Annotated in this window: 11 protein-coding genes and 1 tRNA gene; 10 read left to right on the top strand and 2 right to left on the bottom strand. The window is 70.6% G+C overall.

What is annotated here, in order from left to right:
* Positions 1 to 10 precede the first annotated feature (10 nt).
* The 5 genes from tmk to ABCR83_RS13575 all read left to right on the top strand — a co-directional run bounded on the left by tmk (position 11) and on the right by ABCR83_RS13575 (position 8200).
* Positions 11 to 3403 carry a dTMP kinase gene (gene tmk, locus ABCR83_RS13595; RefSeq protein WP_462695213.1) on the top strand — a complete coding sequence of 1131 codons (3393 nt, stop codon included), beginning with the start codon at positions 11 to 13 and terminating at the stop codon, positions 3401 to 3403.
* Positions 3404 to 3484: 81 nt separating this feature from the next.
* A complete protein-coding gene (locus ABCR83_RS13590) occupies positions 3485 to 4714 on the top strand; it encodes a DNA polymerase III subunit delta' (RefSeq protein ID WP_462695212.1) in 1230 nt (409 codons plus the stop codon).
* A gap of 244 nt (positions 4715 to 4958) precedes the next feature.
* Complete coding sequence (locus ABCR83_RS13585) at positions 4959 to 6554, top strand: alpha/beta hydrolase (protein ID WP_462695211.1); 1596 nt, start codon at positions 4959 to 4961, stop codon at positions 6552 to 6554.
* 96 nt (positions 6555 to 6650) lie between these two features.
* Positions 6651 to 6724: transfer RNA gene (locus tag ABCR83_RS13580), tRNA-Thr, on the top strand.
* A gap of 495 nt (positions 6725 to 7219) precedes the next feature.
* Positions 7220 to 8200, top strand: coding sequence for a DUF6615 family protein (locus tag ABCR83_RS13575; protein WP_462695210.1), 981 nt, complete (start codon positions 7220 to 7222; stop codon positions 8198 to 8200).
* A 51-nt stretch (positions 8201 to 8251) separates the two neighbouring features.
* Here ABCR83_RS13575 and ABCR83_RS13570 read toward each other — a convergent pair whose 3' ends face one another.
* A complete protein-coding gene (locus tag ABCR83_RS13570; protein WP_462695209.1) occupies positions 8252 to 9871 on the bottom strand; it encodes a tyrosine-type recombinase/integrase in 1620 nt (539 codons plus the stop codon).
* 82 nt (positions 9872 to 9953) lie between these two features.
* Positions 9954 to 10637: a helix-turn-helix domain-containing protein gene (locus ABCR83_RS13565; protein WP_462695208.1), complete on the bottom strand. Its 684-nt coding sequence runs from the start codon at positions 10635 to 10637 to the stop codon at positions 9954 to 9956.
* Positions 10638 to 10731: 94 nt separating this feature from the next.
* Here ABCR83_RS13565 and ABCR83_RS13560 point away from each other — a divergent pair, with 94 nt between their 5' ends.
* From ABCR83_RS13560 to ABCR83_RS13540, 5 genes are all read left to right on the top strand, one after another.
* A complete protein-coding gene (locus tag ABCR83_RS13560; RefSeq protein ID WP_462695207.1) occupies positions 10732 to 10962 on the top strand; it encodes a hypothetical protein in 231 nt (76 codons plus the stop codon).
* 230 nt (positions 10963 to 11192) lie between these two features.
* Positions 11193 to 12506, top strand: a complete 1314-nt coding sequence (locus ABCR83_RS13555; protein WP_462695206.1) for a DUF3631 domain-containing protein — start codon at positions 11193 to 11195, stop codon at positions 12504 to 12506.
* Between the two features lie 493 nt (positions 12507 to 12999).
* Positions 13000 to 13800, top strand: a complete 801-nt coding sequence (locus ABCR83_RS13550) for a DUF2637 domain-containing protein (protein WP_462695260.1) — start codon at positions 13000 to 13002, stop codon at positions 13798 to 13800.
* A gap of 350 nt (positions 13801 to 14150) precedes the next feature.
* Positions 14151 to 14711 (top strand): MobC family plasmid mobilization relaxosome protein, encoded by a 561-nt coding sequence (locus ABCR83_RS13545; RefSeq protein WP_462695205.1) that lies wholly within the window; start codon positions 14151 to 14153, stop codon positions 14709 to 14711.
* Entirely contained in the window at positions 14708 to 16420 is a 1713-nt protein-coding gene (locus ABCR83_RS13540; protein ID WP_462695204.1) for a relaxase/mobilization nuclease domain-containing protein, read from the top strand. Before ABCR83_RS13545 ends, ABCR83_RS13540 begins: the two co-directional genes overlap by 4 nt.
* Positions 16421 to 16930: the final 510 nt, after the last annotated feature.

Here is a 16930-nt window from a genome sequence, read left to right as displayed (position 1 = left end):
GGCTGGCAGGATGACGCGAGCCGAGCAGCCAACCGAGGTGACCTCCGAATCCGAGGCACTGGCCGCGGACTCCCGCGAGCGTGCCATACGCGCCCTGCTGCGCATCCCTTCGCTCAGGCGACTGTGGAGCGCCCAGCTCACGGGCGGGGTCGGGGACGCCCTCGGCGTACTCGTACTCCTGCTGCTGGCGCTGCAGGCGGCGGGCGCGGCGGGCTCCTTCGGCGGCGGCTACCGGGGTGCCGCCCTGGCCGTCGCCGCCGTGATCGGCGCGCGACTGCTGGCCACGCTGCTCTTCGGCGCGGTCCTGCTCGGTCCGCTCTCCTCGCTGATGGCACCCGGCGGCCCCCTCGACCGCCGCTGGACCATGGTCGGCGCGGACGCCATACGGGCGCTGCTGCTGGCCGTCGCACCGGTGTGGATCGACTTCACCCGGGCCAAGGCACTCGCCGTGTTGCTGGTCACGGCCTTCCTGCTGGGTGTCGCCGAGCGGGTGTGGACCGTGGCCAAGGACGGCGCGGCCCCCGCGCTGCTGCCCGCCCCACCGCTCGAGGGCGCCGCCGTGCGGCCCCTGCCGGACCACCTGGACGCATTGCGCCGGCTGTCGCTCCGCACCTCCTTCGTGGCGCTGCCCACGGCTGCGGCGGCGCTCCTGGTCGTCACGCTGTTCGGCAATCTGCTCGGCTCCGGCATCCACTGGTTCCACCTGCACCAGGCGGCCCTCGGCACCTATCTGGCGGCCGCGCTGTTCACCGCGTCCGCCGTGATCGTCCACTTCCTCGTCCTGCCCGGCACACAGCCAGGGCCCGTGCGCTCCCCGCTGGAGGGAATGCGCCGCCCGAAGACCGCCCAGGGGCCGGACCGGGGCCGCACGGGCGCGATCCCGGTGCTCGTACCGGCCTGTGCGGCGGTGGCCGGAGCGATCGCGGCGGCAGTCGGTGTCGCCGTGCTCCAGGCCGTGGACCTCGGTGGCGGCCCGGTGGGCTTCGCGCTGCTGGTGCTCGCGCTCGGCGGCGGGCCGGTCATCGGCGTCCGCACCGCCACCAGGGTGCTGCCCGGCTTCTCCCGGCGCCGCCTGCTGGCGCTGGCGCTGGCGGTGACCGGCCTGGCGCTGCTGGCCGCGGGACTGGTGCCCGACACCACCACGGTGCTGCTGCTGGCACTGCTCGCGGGGGTGGGCGCCGGGGTGGTGGCGAACACCGGTCACGCACTGCTCGACCAGGAGGCGGAGGAGGGCCGCCGGGCCCGTACCACCGAGCACCTGCACGCCGTGGTCCGCGTCACCGTGGCGCTGGCTGCGGTCCTCGCACCGGTGCTGGCGGCCGTCATCGGCCCGCACCGCCTGACCAGCGGCAGCTTCGTCTTCGCGCATGGCGGTGCGGCGTTCACCCTGATGCTGGTCGGGGCGCTGCTGCTGCCCGTCGCCGCGCTGGTCCTCGGCAAGACCGACGACCGGCACGGGGTGCCCTTCCACCGCGACCTGCTGGATGCGGTGCGCGGCGGCGACCCGCGGCAGGCGCCCACGAGCAACGGTTTCTTCATCGCCTTCGAGGGCGGTGACGGCGCCGGGAAGTCCACCCAGGTCCAGGCGGTCGCCGAGTGGATCCGCGGCAAGGGGCACGAGGTCGTGGTCACCCGCGAGCCCGGCGCGACGCCCATCGGCAAGCGACTGCGCGCCATCCTGCTGGACGTCTCGTCGGCCGGCCTCTCGGACCGGGCGGAGGCCCTGCTGTACGCGGCGGACCGCGCCGAGCACGTCGACTCCGTGGTGCGGCCCGCCCTGGAGCGCGGCGCCATCGTCATCACCGACCGCTATATCGACTCCTCCGTGGCCTACCAGGGCGCCGGGCGCGACCTCTCACCGACCGAGATCGCGCGCATCAACCGCTGGGCGACGGGCGGGCTCGTTCCGCATCTGACGGTGCTGCTGGACGTCTCGCCCGAGACCGCGCGGGAACGCTTCACGGAGGCCCCCGACCGGCTGGAGTCCGAGCCGGCGGAGTTCCACCAGCGGGTGCGCGCCGGCTTCCTGACCCTGGCGGCCGCCGACCCGGCGCGCTACCTGGTGGTGGACGCCGGGCAGGAGCCGGAGGCCGTCACCACGGTGGTACGGCACCGGCTGGACGAGCTGCTGCCGCTCTCCGCGGCCGAGATCGAGGCCCGCGAGGAGGCCCGCAAGGCCGCCGAGGAAGCGGCCCGCCGCAAGGCCGAGGAGGAAGCGGCGCGCAAGGCGGAGGAGGAGCGGCTGGAGCGCGAGCGCCAGGAGCAGCTCGCCAAGCTGCGCGCCGAGGAAGCGGAGCGCAAGCGCCGCGAGCTCGAGGAGGCCCAGCGGCTCGAGGCCGAGCGCCAGGCGGAGGAGGCCCGGCAGCGCGCCGAGGAGGCCCGTCGCCAGGCGGCGGAGGAGCGCAGGCGGCGCGCGGCGGAGGAGCGCGCCCGGGCCGCCGAGCAGGAACGACTGCGCAAGCAGGCCGCCGAGGAGGCGCGGTTGCGCGCGGAGGCGGAGGAACGGCGGCTGGAGAAGCAGCGCAAGGCGGAGGAGGCCCTGCTGCGTGCGGAGGAGGCGCGGGTCGCCGCCGAAGCCGTCGCGGCCACCGCCGGTTCCATCTCCCAGCCCGGCATGTCACGGTCCAGGCCCTCCGATGCGTCCATTGCCGACGCACCCGACGCACCCGACGCACCCGACGCACCCGACGCACCCGACGCACCCGACGCGTCTCGCGCATTTGGCGCATCTGATGGCGCAGCCATTGACCCGGAGAAGACAGAGGTGCTCCAGGTTCCGCCGGTGCACCGGCCCGACCCGCGTGACGAGACGGTGGTGACCGGTGACCTGGACGAGACGCTGACGGTCCAGGCGCCCATGGTGCACAAGCCGGACCCACGCCGGATGGACGGACCGTGGGCGGCCGCCGCGCGGGCCGAGGAGGAGACGACGGTGCTGCCGCCGGTGCCGGTGGCCCAACCGGCGAGCCGGCGGGTCACCTGGGGCATCGAGCCGAAGACGCCGGAGCGCCCGGAGAGTTCGGAGAGCTCCGGGCCCTCGGGGCGGTCCGGGGCTTCGGAGGCCGCGGAAACCGCCGTGCTTCCGCAGGCCGGGAAGCCGGGACAGTCCGAGGATCCGGTCGACCGGGTGCCGGACTGGCTCTTCCGGCCGGAGGAGCCGGAGGAGTCGGAGGAGCGGAGGGCCGCTTCGGCGGATCCGGACAGCGAGCGCACCCGAGAGCTGCCGCCCGTCGACACCGGGCCGGCGAACCGGCCCGACGCCGCGGCGCGCAAGCCGTGGCGCCGCCCGGAGTGGGCGGAGGGCACCCCGCGGGACGACGACGCCGAAGCCCCCACGCTCGCGGACGACCTCCTCGGCCGCCGGGACGGCGGTCCGGGCGGTGCCCGGCGCGACGGCAAGTGAGGCGGAGCCCGTTGTCAGTGGCGTGTCCCACAATGGGGTAGCCGCGGGTGGACCGCAGGACGAACGGTGGGGAGGACAGCCATGGCGGTGTGGGACGACCTGGTCGGCCAGGACCGGGTGACGGAGCAGCTCACCGCTGCCGCGCGGGATGCGGATGCGCTGGTCACCGCGGGGGAGTCCGCCGCGCGGGGGCAGTCCGCTGCCGCTGCCTCGACTGGCTCCCGGATGACGCACGCCTGGCTGTTCACCGGACCCCCGGGCTCCGGCCGGGCCACTGCGGCCCGCGCCTTCGCCGCCGCCCTGCAGTGCGTCAGCCCCGACCGGGCGCTCGGCGGTGCCCCCGGCTGCGGCTTCTGCGACGGCTGCCACACCGCGCTGGTCGGCACGCACGCGGATGTCGAGGTGGTCCGCACCGACCTGCTCTCCATCGGCGTCAAGGAGACCCGCGACCTTGTCCGCCGCGCCCAGCTGTCGCCCGCCGGAGGCCGCTGGCAGGTGATCGTCCTGGAGGATGCCCACCGGCTGACCGAAGGTGCGGGCAATGTGCTGCTCAAGGCGGTGGAGGAGCCCGCTCCGCGCACCGTCTGGCTGCTGTGTGCGCCCTCCCTCGAGGATGTGCTGCCGACGATCCGGTCCCGCTGCCGTTCCCTCATCCTGCGGACGCCCTCCGTCGGCGCCGTGGCGGACGTCCTGGCTCGCCGGGACGGCATCGACCCCGAGCTCGCGGCCTGCTCGGCCCGCGCCACCCAGGGCCACATCGGCCGGGCCCGCCGCCTCGCCACCGACGAGCGAGCCCGCGCCCGTCGCGCCGCCGTGCTCGGACTGCCGCTCCGCGTGGATGACCTGGGCGGCTGCCTCAAAGCGGCCCAGGAGCTGATCGATGCCGCGGCCGAGGATGCCAAGCAGGTCGCCGAGGAGGTCGACACCAAGGAGACCGAGGAGCTGCGCGCGGCGCTCGGCGCGGCGGCGGGCACCGGCGGCCGGCTGCCGCGCGGCACGGCGGGCGCGATGAAGGAGCTCCAGGACAAGCAGAAGCGCCGCGCCACCCGCACCCAACGCGACAGCCTCGATCTCGCCCTGACCGATCTCACCGGTTTCTACCGCGACGTCCTGGCGATACAGCTCGGCTCGCGGGTCGAGCTCGCCAACGCCGACGCGCATGACTCGCTGAAGCGGGTGGCCGGCGCCTCCCGGCCGGAGGCCACGCTGCGCCGGATCGAGGCGATCACCGCCTGCCGCCGGGCGCTCGACCGCAATGTGGCCCCGCTGCTGGCGGTCGAGGCGATGACGGTGGCGCTGCGCGCGGGATGAGACCACAGGGCAGGGGCGGTACGCCGCAGCCCGGGTGATTCTCACTCGTACGAGGCGACCCGAGCCCAAAGGCCGAGGGAGTCGGGTGTCCGGCCGGATACGCTCCGTATGCCCGCGTAGTCCTGCGTGGGGCGCCGTATGCCTGTGTATCCGTCATATGCCGCCGCGCGTTCCCGCAATGCCCCCGCATGTTCCTGTCATTTCCCATGCCCAGCTGTCCGCCACTCGACAGAGGGACCAGCCGATGGACACCAGCCGCCTGCTCCGTACCTCCGGCACCGTGGTCGCCACCGCGGCCCTGCTGATCTCCGCCGGTGTCGCCGGCAGTGCCCTGCCGGGCGCCTCGGCATCGGCCAGACCACGGGCCCGCGCGGACTCCGGCTCATACGCCGCCGAGTACCAGGCCGGATACGGGCAGGGTTCCGCGCGCTCCCTGCGCTCGTACTATTCGCAGAAGCTCGGCTGGCACGTCTGCGCCAAGGCCTCCGGCTTCGAGTGCGCCACCATCCGGGCGCCGCTGGACTACGCCGCACCGCGCAGCGGCGACATCAGGCTCGCGGTCTCCCGCAGGAAGGCCACCGGCCCGCGCAGCAAGCGCCTGGGCTCGCTGCTGGTCAACCCCGGCGGCCCCGGCGGCTCCGCGATCGGCTATCTCCAGCAGTACGCGGCCAAGAGCTACCCGGCACGGGTTCGCGCGCGCTATGACATGGTGGCGATGGATCCGCGCGGCGTGGCCGGCAGCGAGCCCGTCCGCTGTCTCTCCGACACCGAGATGGACGACTACGCGCAGGTCGAGCAGACCCCGCACAACCAGGCCGAGGTCCGCCAACTGGTCGTCGCCTTCAAGAAATTCGCCACCGGCTGCGCCGCCCACTCGGGCCGCCTGCTGCACCATGTCTCCACCGTCGAGGCCGCCCGCGACATGGATGTGCTCCGTGCCCTCCTGGGCGACGACAAGTTGCACTACGTCGGCGCCTCGTACGGCACCTTCCTGGGCGCCACCTATGCCGAACTCTTCCCGGCCCGCGTCGGCCGGCTCGTCCTCGACGGCGCACTGGATCCCTCCCTGGGCGCCGTACGGGCCAACCGCGACCAGGCGGCGGGTTTCCAGACCGCCTTCAACTCCTTCGCCCGGGACTGCGCCCGGCAGACCGACTGCCCACTGGGCTCCTCCGGCCCCGCGGCCATGGGCAACCGCCTCAAGTCCTTCCTCGCCGGGCTCGACGACCACCCCCTGCCCACCGGCGCATCCCGCCCGCTCACCGAGAGCCTCGCCACCACCGGTGTGATCGCCGCCATGTACGACCAGGGTTCCTGGCCCATCCTCCGCAAGGCCCTGGCACTGGCGCGGGGCGGTGACGGCTCCATCCTGCTCGCCCTCTCGGACGCCTACTACGAGCGGGACGCCCATGGCTCCTACACCAACCTCATGGCCGCCAACGCCGCCGTCAACTGCCTGGATCTCCCCGCTGCCTTCCGTGGCCCGTCCGACGTCCGGCGCGCCATTCCCGGCTTCGAGAAGGTGTCCCCCGTCCTCGGCGAGAACCTGGCCTGGGCCGGCTTGAGCTGCGCCTACTGGCCCGCCCACGCCACCGGCCGCGCCCACCGCATCAAGGCCCGCGGTGCCGCCCCCATCCTCGTCATCGGCACCACCCGCGACCCCGCCACCCCCTATCCCTGGGCGCGCGCCCTCGCCTCCCAGCTCTCCTCCGGCCGCCTGCTGACCTACGACGGCGACGGCCACACCGCCTACACCCGGGGCAGCACCTGCGTGGACACCGCCGTCAACACCTACCTCCTCGGCCCGACCCCGCCACCGGCCGCCCAGCGCTGCTCCTGACCAGCGGCTTCGGCCTCTGCGAAACCGTGTACGGAGCACCCTCGGGGACTGTGTAGACTTAGCGGCGCTGCCGATGCCACCCTTGGCCGGCAGCCTGCCGCCTTAGCTCAGTTGGCCAGAGCAACGCACTCGTAATGCGTAGGTCTCGGGTTCGAATCCCGAAGGCGGCTCAGTCAAACCCCAGGCCACATAGCCCGTGACCTGGGGTTTTCTGTTGCTCGGGGCATGCGACATCATGCGGCCTGGGTGCCGCGACTTTGCTTGCGTGAGCGATGCGTGAGCGGACCGGCCTAGTAGGGGCCGGCCGCAGCACGCCGACGGCAGGCAAACAGCGAGACCCGCTGAGCAGCGATGCATCACGCTTTCGATCCGTCTGCCGCACCGCTGAGAGTCTTCGGTCGCACGCTTCACGCTCGAGGTGGATGCCTGTGGTGAGGATTCCTGGGGTGACGAGTGCCGCCGAGCGTTAAGGGGGCACGATCGGGCGCTCGAAGATCCAATCTGCAGTGCTCTGATGGCAGCTCACGCAAGGCCGCAGCAGCCTAGAGTGGCGAAGCTGGGCAGATGAAACGTCGAGGGGTGGAGGCGCATTGGCGCGTTGCGATTGCGGGCAGCAGGTTGGTGAGAATGACACTTTTTGCCGGGCCTGTGGTGTACGCACATCTATGGTCGGCTCACTGTGCGGAACGCTTGCTCGGCGGGCCGAGCTGACCTTCGAAGCTCTGGCTGCCGAACACCGTAGGGGCTGGCCATCGAGCGAAGTGACGCACACCGAAGAAAACCTCCGGGCCATCGATCGGGCCCATGGAGACCGGGTGGCGATCCGTCCGTTCACGAGCGACGAGGAGCGCTCGAATGGGGCGGACTGGGAGTGGTGGTTTCATTCTGGGGCCGTGGGGTTCGGCATGCGAGTCCAAGCGAAGCGTGCCAATCGGAATGGCGGATACGACCTGCGGTATCGACCCGACGGCGACAGGTATCAGAATGATCTTCTGATCGAAGACGCCATGAAGGCGGGCTGTATCCCCGCCTACGTCTTCTACAACCACCTCAACTGGCCACAGATTCGACCAGGCAAGCCGTGGTTGGGCTGCGACCACGGCCCCTTCGCCGAGGGGCAGCTGGGATGCACCATAGCGTCGGCCCTGGTTGTCAAGCAGACCCTTCGCGGAGCGCGCGTGAGCTCGCGATATGTGAAGCATCGCAGTCGTCCTTGGAATCGCATCCTTTGTGATGGGAGTGAATCCAGTGCGCCAAGCCTGGATATTGCTTACGGGAGGGTGCTGAGTCTGCACCAGACAGCTCTTGCGGAGCTTGAGGGGAAGGCGGAACTTTCGGAAGCTCCTTCCGCAGTGGCTAGGCTTCCGATCCGGTCTGCCATCTCAAAGGAGTCGAGCCGGGTTGATCGTCATCAGCACGACGGCGAGGATGACCGTAGGCGGGCCGATCATGAGACGACTCGTGGTGCAGCGCCGCTTAGTTCAACTGAACGTGGCCTTCGCGGACAACTACGGGAAATGGCGGACCGCCCGGTGGGCCGGCTTCCGCGGCGCGTGCGAGCCATGATCCGTGGTGCTGAGGGGGAACCGGCCGATGAGCGAGTTGCAGGTGCGGTGCTAGTGAACCTTGGCTCCGCTGAGACCTGATGAGGTCTGTCCGGGGCCGTGGCCCGCGGGCCATGCCGGAGACAGCTCTCGCTACAGAGAACCTTCTTTCTTGGGCTTCTTCACCTTGCCCCTCTTCTTTCGCTTGGCCTGGTCCTTCGTCTTGGCCTTCTTGGCGGCCTTCGCGGCCTTGCGGGCCGCCTTCTCTGCCTCGGTCTTGCGCTGAAGCGGGACCAACTTGGCGGTGGCCTCGGCGGCGTTCTTGCCGACTTGGGGCAGGACACTTTGGTAAATGTCCCGCGTGATCCGGGTGTCACTGTGACCGAGGGTGTCCGACACGATCTTGATGTCGATGTCGGCGGCCAGCATGAGGGTGGCCGCGCCGTGGCGCAGGTCGTGCAGTCGGACCGGCGGCAGACCGGAAGCGGCGACGAGCCGCTCGAAGAGGTCGGTCACCTTGCCGGGGTGGAGCCAGGAGCCGTCCTCCTGGGTGAACACGTGGCCGGTCTCGACCCAAGCCGAGCCCCACTCCGCGCGGTCCGCATCCTGCCGTTCACGGTGCTGCTTCAGGACATTGACGGTGTCGTCGTCGAGCGCGACCACGCGGTAGCCGCTATCGGTCTTGGGATCGGATGCCTCGACCTCCCAGCCGTCCTGCACGAGCTGCGAGGAGACGGTGAGGGAGTGGGTGTCGAGGTTCGTCTCCGACCACGGCTGCCCGCACGCCTCACCGCGGCGCAGGCCCCGGAAGGCGATCAGGTGCCACATTGCGTACAGCCGGTCCTCGGCGACGAAGTCGAGGAAGGCGCCGGTCTGTTGGGGCGTCCAGACCATCACGGGCGACGGCTTCTCGCCCGTCTGCTCCCATTTGGCGACCCGTTCGTCCGTCCACACGAGGGCCTTCGGCTTGCGTACGGGGTCGATCTCGACGTGGGCCGCCGGGTTGAACGTGATGATCTGTTGCCCGATCGCGTCGTTCAGGGCCGCGCGAAGGGTGGCCTTGACGTGCAGGCGCGTGGCGGGGCCGGTGATGCGACGGAAGGGTGGCATCTCGTCGATCGCCGCCTTCATCGCCTTGCGACGAGCACGGTTCTCCGCTCCCTTCCACGGCACGGTCGCCAACTCATCGATCGCGGCTCGCCGTTGAGCGTTCTGCTCCAGGATCTGGGCGTTGCTGTCGCGGATCTCCGTGAACATCTCGCTGAGGTGGCTGACGCGCAGCCGGTCGAGGCGCCGGTTCCCGATGCGCGGCTTCAAGTGCACGCGGATGTCAGTCTCGTAGCGGCTCAGGCCGGACTTGCGTATGCGCTTGCCCTCCAACCAGCGGTCGAGCCACTCGCTCACGGTCAGGCTGCCGATGAGGTCCTGGCCGGCGTTGAGACGCCGCCGGGTCTCCTCGACGTCGGGCAGGGGAGTCTTCTCGCTGCTGACTTCCGTCAGCATGGCGGCGATCAGTTCCGTGCCCTCGGGATCGTCCGACTCGGCCAGGCCAAGGAGGGCGCGTACGTGGTCGAGATCGGACTGGGCGGCCTTGAGGTTGGCGTACCCGCCACGGGCGAAGGACCGTCTGCTGCCGTCCTCACGGGGCGGCAGCTCCTGGCGTATGGAGTACGTGCAGTGGTTCCTGCTGTTGCGCTTGGGGCAGGAGGTGCCGAGTTCCTTGCCGGTCTTCGGGTCGCGGCAGGAACAGCGGCGATAGGTGGAGCCCTTCAAACGTCATTCTCCTCTATGGGGTCGGGATGGTTGGCGTCCGCGGCAGGGTGCGGTGGGCGAGGGCGTAAGCGGTCAGTGCTGGTCACGTGTCGTTCTCCTCTTGGGCGCCGGTGGGCTGGTCGATTTCGGCGGCGAGGTCGGGCCAGAGAGAGGGCAGCGTGCCGCCCTCTTCGCGGATGAACGCGCGGATAGTGCGCAGCCGGTGCTTGGCTTCCTCGGCCCGTTGGGTGTGATGCGCCTGTGCGCGAAGGGCCTCGGCCTTCGAGACGGTGCCGGAAGGGCGGTCCACTTCGAGCCGGGCGAGCACTTCGCCTTGCTGGGCTTTCCCGAGCTCCTCCTCGGCGGCGTGGTGGGCACGAAAGTAACGCAGCATGTCGTCGTCGGCGCCGAGTTCGTGGGACTCCCCGGTGAACCAGCTCAGGGCGCGCCAGGTTGAGGTGGGGTGCTGAAGCGGGAGTTTCTGCACCTCCTCGACGTGTCCGACGGGGTAGATGAGGCAGATCGGGGCCGTGTTGAGCGCCTGGGCCAGGACCATGACGTCGACCAGGGGCAGGTTGGCGCGGCGGCCGGATTCCATGTTGGCGATCACGTTGCGCGGGATCGGGTGGCCGAGCTCTGCGCAGGCGTCCGCGAGGTCCTGGGCGCTCATCCGCAACTCCTTCCTCCTGCGTCGGACCTCGGCGGCCACGGTGGCCATGACCTGGTCCACCCACTCCGGGGCGTCGTCGTCATCGTCGTATCCATCATCGGAATCATGTTGTGTCATGGAGACACGTTAGCTCGCCTAGCGTTGATGTCATGCCTGGAGCCGGGCGTGGTCGTCACGTTCGCCGAGGGCTCAGTCATGGGTGGAGTGCTGTATGCGCGAAAACGACGCTGCTGGCGGGTCGCGAGGGATGGGCCGTGAGGAGTTGCTCGCCCTGCCGGCGGCCGTTGACCTGGAGACCGGAAACCGGGCCTTGGGGCTGGGGCGGAGTAAGGGGTATGAGCTGGCCAAGCGGGGCCAGTACCCGTGCAAGGTGCTGCGGCTCGGCAACGCCTACCGGGTGGTGACCGCGGATCTGCTGGACCTGTTGGGCCTGGCCGCGTGAGAGGGCATGTGCGTAGCAGACGCTTCTGCGCTGAGCTGACACAGAAGCGCTGGACTGTGGACAGGCGTGGACGTACTGTCCGTGGTCCCTCGCGGTGCCCGAACGCCCGCGAGAAAGGGGAGAGCCCCCGGCGGTGCAACGCCGGAGGCCCGATGACTCCCCACCAGTCCGATGCGAACCGACCCGGCGGCACGGGCGTGCAAGCCCATCACCGCCAGAGGAGCTGCCCCGTGCAACCCGAGAACCCCGAGTCCTATTCCGACCCCGCCCAGGCGATCTGGCCCACGGCGGCCATCCCCGGCCAGCCCGGCGCTCACCTGCGCGCCGCGCAGGCTGGCGATGCCGATCCGGGCCGTGGCGGCGATGCGCCTGGCCGCAGCGCCGAAGAGGCGGAGACGCTGAGCGGGTTGGAGGAGATACCCGATGCGGAGCCGACGTACGGCTCCGAGTTGCTGGGCGAACTGCGTGCGCAGATCGCCCAGTTCGTTATTCCACCCTCGCGGGAGGCTCTGGATGCGATCACGTTGTGGGTGGCGGCGACGCATCTGCAGCCCGCATGGCAGCACGCCCCGCGCCTGGCGGTGGTAGGGCCGGCGAAGCGGTGCGGCAAGTCGCGGCTGCTGGACGTGCTGACCGAGACGGTCCACGATCCGATGCTGACCATCAACACCACACCGGCGGCCATCTTCCGGTCGATCAAGGAGGAAGATCCGCCCACGCTGCTGGTGGACGAGGCCGACACCATCTTCGGCACCCCGAAGATGGCGGAGAAGAACGAAGAGATGCGCGGCCTGCTCAACGCCGGTCACCAGCGCAACCGATACGTGACCCGGGTGGTGGGTAACGACCACACCCCTCATCGGTTCGCCACCTTCGCCATGGCGGCCATCGCGGGTATCGGTGACCTGCCCGACACGGTCATGGACCGGGCGGTGGTGATCCGCATGAGGCGCCGGGCCGAGGGCGAGAAGGTCAAGCCCTTCCGCTCCCGCCGCGACATCCCGGCCCTGCATGATCTTCGCGACCGTATCGCCGCGTGGGCCAGGCCGCTGGTGGACGAGGCTGCGAACTTGGAGCCGGACATGCCGGTTGAGGACCGCGCGGCGGATACCTGGGAGCCCCTGGTCATCGTGGCCGATCTGGCCGGTGGGCACTGGCCGCGTCTGGTGCGGGTCGCGTGCGCGCGGATGGTCGCAGCCGAAGCGGCGGCCGAGGAGGATCACCCGAGCGGGGCGCGGATCCTCGCCGACATCCGCCGGGTCTTCGTCGCCCAGCGCGAGGTGGACAGCCTGTCCACCGAGGAACTCCTCCACCACCTGCGCCAGGACCCCGAGAGCCCGTGGGCCGAGTGGGGACGCAGCGGGCTGACCGCCCGTGAGCTGGGCAGGATGCTGCGCGATTTCGGGATCACGTCCGGCAATGTGCGCATGGCCGACCGGACCCAGCGCAAGGGGTACATGCGCAACAAGTTCCTCGACGCCTGGCGCCGGTACTGCCCCACCGTCCACCCCGTCGACGCCGGACCCGCCCACAGCGAGGGCTGAGCCCGCCCCTGGTTGCCGTACTTGCCGTCCCTGCCGTGATCTCGCAGGTCAAACGGCATGCAGCCAAGACGGCAACCGGGGCCAAGACGGCAACGCGATCACGACCGGCGCTCTTGCCCGCCCAAGACGCTGTCCGGATCCGTCTTGCGACGTCCTAGGCGTCTTTGCCGTATCAGCGCAGGTCACAGCCCTGTCCGTCGAGACGGAAGACGTATCGGCACCGCCCTGGCCGGACAGGGCCACCCCGAGCTGGGGCCCAGTACGACGAACCGCCTGAGCCCCCTCGCGACGGGACCAAGACGCCGACAGCACCCGCCAGGACGGAAGGCCGAGGCCGCTGCCGTACCCGCCCTGACCTGCGCTTGCAACGGCCAAGACGGCAAAGACGCACCACACCGCTAACGCAGGAGTACCCCGCTTGACCACCCTCCCCATCCTTCATCCACCGCACCATCAGAGGCCGGGCGACCAGTCCGGCGAAGTGCAGCCGGCGATGGCCAAGCACGCTGCCGAGCGGTACGCGCTCATCGCGGCCGACATCGTCATCGTCGCCCTGACCGCCGGTGCGTTCTGGCTCTCCTACGCGCACTTGGCCGACGTCGCCGGCCAGCACGGGCTGGGAACTTCACCGGTCCGCCGCTGGGCGTGGCCGGCGCCCCTGGACGCGTTCATCGTCGCGGGTGAACTGCTCATGCTCCGCGCGGGTCTGCGCCGGGTCACCGACGGCTGGGCCATTGCCCTGACGGCTGCCGGAGCGGTCGGCTCCATCGCGCTGAACGTCGCCGGGGTCAGCGGCACGGGCAACGCCAGCACCGTCCCGTTCCTCGACTACGTGGTCGCCGCGGTTCCCCCGACCGCCGCGATGCTGGCCTTCGGCGTGCTGATGCGGCAGATCCACCAGCTCGTCGACCGTCCTGCCGACCACCCGGAACCAGGCTCCACGCAGGTGCCGGAACCACCGGTCACCACATCCGTCCAGCCCGCCGAGCCACCGGCCGAACCCGTCCAGCCCGCGGAGCCACAGGCCGCCGTATCCGACCGGTTGCCGGAACCACCGTCCGAGATTGCGGAGAGCAAGCCGCGTGGCGGCCGTCCGCCCGGAGCCCCGATCGAGGAACTCGTGGAGATCGGCCGGACCGCTCTCGCCGAGCACAGAGCGCTCACCCGATCCCTTCTCAAAAAGGCCGTCAAGGACAGAGACCTGACGATTGCCAGTAGCCGGGTGACCGAGGTGATGAAAATCTTTGAGCCCGAGGTCGAAGCCGCCGCCAAGACCGGTCCGGGCAGCGGCTGACCGGAACCCCTACAGGGTGGCCGGAACCCTTTCCGGCCACCCAGGCCAACCGGTCACCGCCTCGCCGACGCCCGCCCATCCACACCTGTGGATGGGCGGCGACCGCCAGCACTTCGCCAGCCCCTCCCTGCCGATCTGCTCTGCCTTCCCGCCCCGCCCCTCCCGGAGAACCGCCCGTGACGCACGACCCGCACCATCCCGACGATGCCCACGACGAGCCGATGCCGCTGGCGAAGTCGCCTACGCTGATGGGGCGTTTGCGGCGCGCGTTCGGACGGGCAGCCCCTGGCGGAGCCAGTAGTACCCCGAGTCCGACTCAAGGCCGGTCTTCGGGGGTCTCCGCCCCAGGGGTGGCGGAGACGGTCCGGCGCCAGGGGGCGCCAGACCATGGGGTCGGGGCCGAGGGCAGCCCCGACCCGGACACCCTCCACGCCATCCAGCGCGAGATCCTCCGCCCCGCACGCTCCGTCGAGACCACCGCCGGCGAGCCCAGCGTGAAGAGCGTCCAGCCCACGATCCGCCGCTTCACCGGCACCAAGCGCGACAAGCGCGTCGGCCCCCTGTTGCTCCTCGCCGACGAACTGACCCTGCTCCAGGAGATGGCCGCCGAGCACGGCTACAAGGGCAAGTCCGGCTTCGCCGCCGACATCGTCCTCGCCTTCCTCACCGGCCGGTTCACCGCCAACCTCCCCCTGTCCGAGGACCGCCGCCGCACCCACGTCTTCCGCGCCCAGGTCCTGCGCCAGCTCAACCGCATCGGCGTCAACGTCAACCAGATCGCCCGCGCCCTCAACAGCGACCTCACCCCACCCGACCTCCGCCAGCGTCTTGCCGAACTCCACCACCTGCTCACCGTGATCGCGGAGGCCCTGCGCCAGCCCGCCGACCCGACGGAGGACCTGGCCGCATGATCGCCGCCATAAAGCCGCGCGGCTCCAACACCCGCGGCCTGCTCGCCTACCTCTACGGCCCCGGACGCCACGACGAGCACCTCGACCCGCACATCGTGGCCGGATTCGCGATGCTCGGCATGCCCGACCCCGGCCGCGACGAGAACGCCACCCTCACTGACCTTGCCCGCTACCTCGACGAGCCCGTACGCCTGCGCAACAGCGAGTTCGGCCAGACGGTCACCGACCACGTCTGGCACTGCCCCGTCCGCGCCGCACCTGAAGACCGCCACCTCTCCGACGCCGAATGGGGCGAGATCGCCCAGCGCATCGTCCAGGCCGCCGGCATCGCCCCCGCAGGCGACGACCTCGCCTGCCGCTGGATCGCCGTACGCCACGCCGACGACCACATCCACATCCTCGCCACCACCGTCCGCGAAGACGGCCGCCGCCCCAACCTCCACAACAGCGGCACCCGCGTCGGCGACGAATGCCGACAGATCGAAAAAGACTACGGCCTACGCCAGTTGAAGAAGGGCGACCGCACCGGCACCCGCCGGCCCAGCCAGGCTGAGATGCACAAGGCCGAACGCCTCGGCTGGGAACAGACCAGCCGCGAATGGCTCCAGGACCGCATCCGCGCAGCCATCCCCCACACCAAGACCGCCGAAGAACTCCTCGCCTACCTCGAAGCCGACGGCATCGAGGTCAAGGCCCGACGCGGCCCTTCCGGAGACCTCCTCGGGTACGTCGTCGGCCGCCCCGGCGACCTCAACAAAAGCGGCGAGCAGATCTACCACCCCGGCGGGAAGATCGCCCCCGACCTCTCCCTGCCCAAACTCAAGGCCCGCCTCGAATCCAGCCAGCCCGAAGAGCACCCCACCGCCCGCCGCAACCACCCGAACACCCCCTGGCATCAAGCCACCGACGCGCTCGACATTCTCCGCACCGACCTCGCCGACGACACACACGCCCAGGCCCACATCACTGCCCTAGGCGAACTCCTCGAAGCCACCGCACAGAAAGCACCCGCCGACCTCCGCGCCGAACTCCGAGCCGCCTCAAAGGCGTTCACCCGAGCCCAGCGATCCCAGATCCGGGCGGAAGACCGAGCCGCACACGCCCTGCGCAGCGCAGCACGCGACATCGCCAACACCGCCACCGGACCCCACGGCAGCGCCCTCGCTGCCCTGCTCACAGCCCTCGTCTGGGCCACGATCGTCGCCGAACGCTGGCACGAGGCCAAGAACCACGCCCACCAGACCGACGCCGCCCGCCAAGCCGTCCAGCACCTCCAAACTGCCGCCGACCGCGCACTGACTCCGCTGCTCGCCGAACTCGCAGCCCGCCCACCCCGCGAAGAGGCCCGCCTCGTGCTCGCCAACGACGTACGCGCAGCTGTCCCCGACCACGCCGAGCGCATCCTCACCGACCCCAGCTGGCCAGCCCTCGCCACTGTCCTTGCCGATGCCGAGTCCCGTGGCCACAAGCCCCACCAACTCCTGAAAGAAGCCGCCGCCCAGCGCGAACTGACCACTGCCCGCCAACCAGCCCGCGTCCTCATCACCCGCATTCAGCACACCGCTCGTAACCCCGTACCCAACCGCCGCGCCGAAGCAGCCCGCCGACGCTCGCCCATCGCGGCCCACGTTCCCACCCAGCACGCACGGAACCCCCTGTCCGCAGCGGCTACACCTTCGCCCCAGCCGCAGCACCAACATCGCCGATAGACGCATCACAACCGCCGGGAGCCGTTCGCCTCGCACGAGCGGCTCCCGGCGGTGGCCAGCGTCGGAAGCGCAACCACGACGACGCTGAACGCAAAAGCCGACCAGTTCACCCGTAAGAGCCGGGAAAGAGGGTGCACCCGCTGCCGGACGCCAAGAAGATCCCTATCTTCGCCAGGGTGACAGTCCGCTATCAAAGCCAGGGGTTACCCCTGGAGCGCTACGAGTTGTCCCGTGCGGACAGACGCCGTCAGGCAGAAGCAGAGTGCATTGCTCGATGGGTCGAAGAGCAGCTTGCCAAGGCACCGCCCTTCAGCCCGGAGCAGCTCAAGAGAATCGAGGCACTGCTCAGCAGCGCGGGTTCTTCCCCAAGAAGGTACGCACGGTGGCGAGTACGCCTCTTCTGCGGACACATCACGGAGGTCGAACGGCTCGCAAGCCAGGACCGACCCGACGACCGCCCTCGGGGCGAAGAGGCATGCAGCGAATGCGGCCTCTCCCCAGCGGTCATCG

It is taken from the genome of Streptomyces xingningensis (assembly GCF_054957865.1).
Note: the sequence above shows the minus strand (reverse complement) of the source record. Positions and strands in the feature narration are given on the sequence as shown.

Bases quoted from the DNA above. Each gene is read 5' to 3' on its own strand.
- ABCR83_RS13560 (WP_462695207.1), top strand. From the start codon at position 10,732: ATGCGCGAAAACGACGCTGCTGGCGGGTCGCGAGGGATGGGCCGTGAG.
- ABCR83_RS13590 (WP_462695212.1), top strand. From the start codon at position 3,485: ATGGCGGTGTGGGACGACCTGGTCGGCCAGGACCGGGTGACGGAGCAG.
- ABCR83_RS13550 (WP_462695260.1), top strand. From the start codon at position 13,000: ATGGCCAAGCACGCTGCCGAGCGGTACGCGCTCATCGCGGCCGACATC.
- tmk (WP_462695213.1), top strand. From the start codon at position 11: ATGACGCGAGCCGAGCAGCCAACCGAGGTGACCTCCGAATCCGAGGCA.
- ABCR83_RS13585 (WP_462695211.1), top strand. From the start codon at position 4,959: ATGGACACCAGCCGCCTGCTCCGTACCTCCGGCACCGTGGTCGCCACC.
- ABCR83_RS13575 (WP_462695210.1), top strand. From the start codon at position 7,220: ATGGTCGGCTCACTGTGCGGAACGCTTGCTCGGCGGGCCGAGCTGACC.
- ABCR83_RS13565 (WP_462695208.1), bottom strand. From the start codon at position 10,637: ATGACACAACATGATTCCGATGATGGATACGACGATGACGACGACGCC.
- ABCR83_RS13540 (WP_462695204.1), top strand. From the start codon at position 14,708: ATGATCGCCGCCATAAAGCCGCGCGGCTCCAACACCCGCGGCCTGCTC.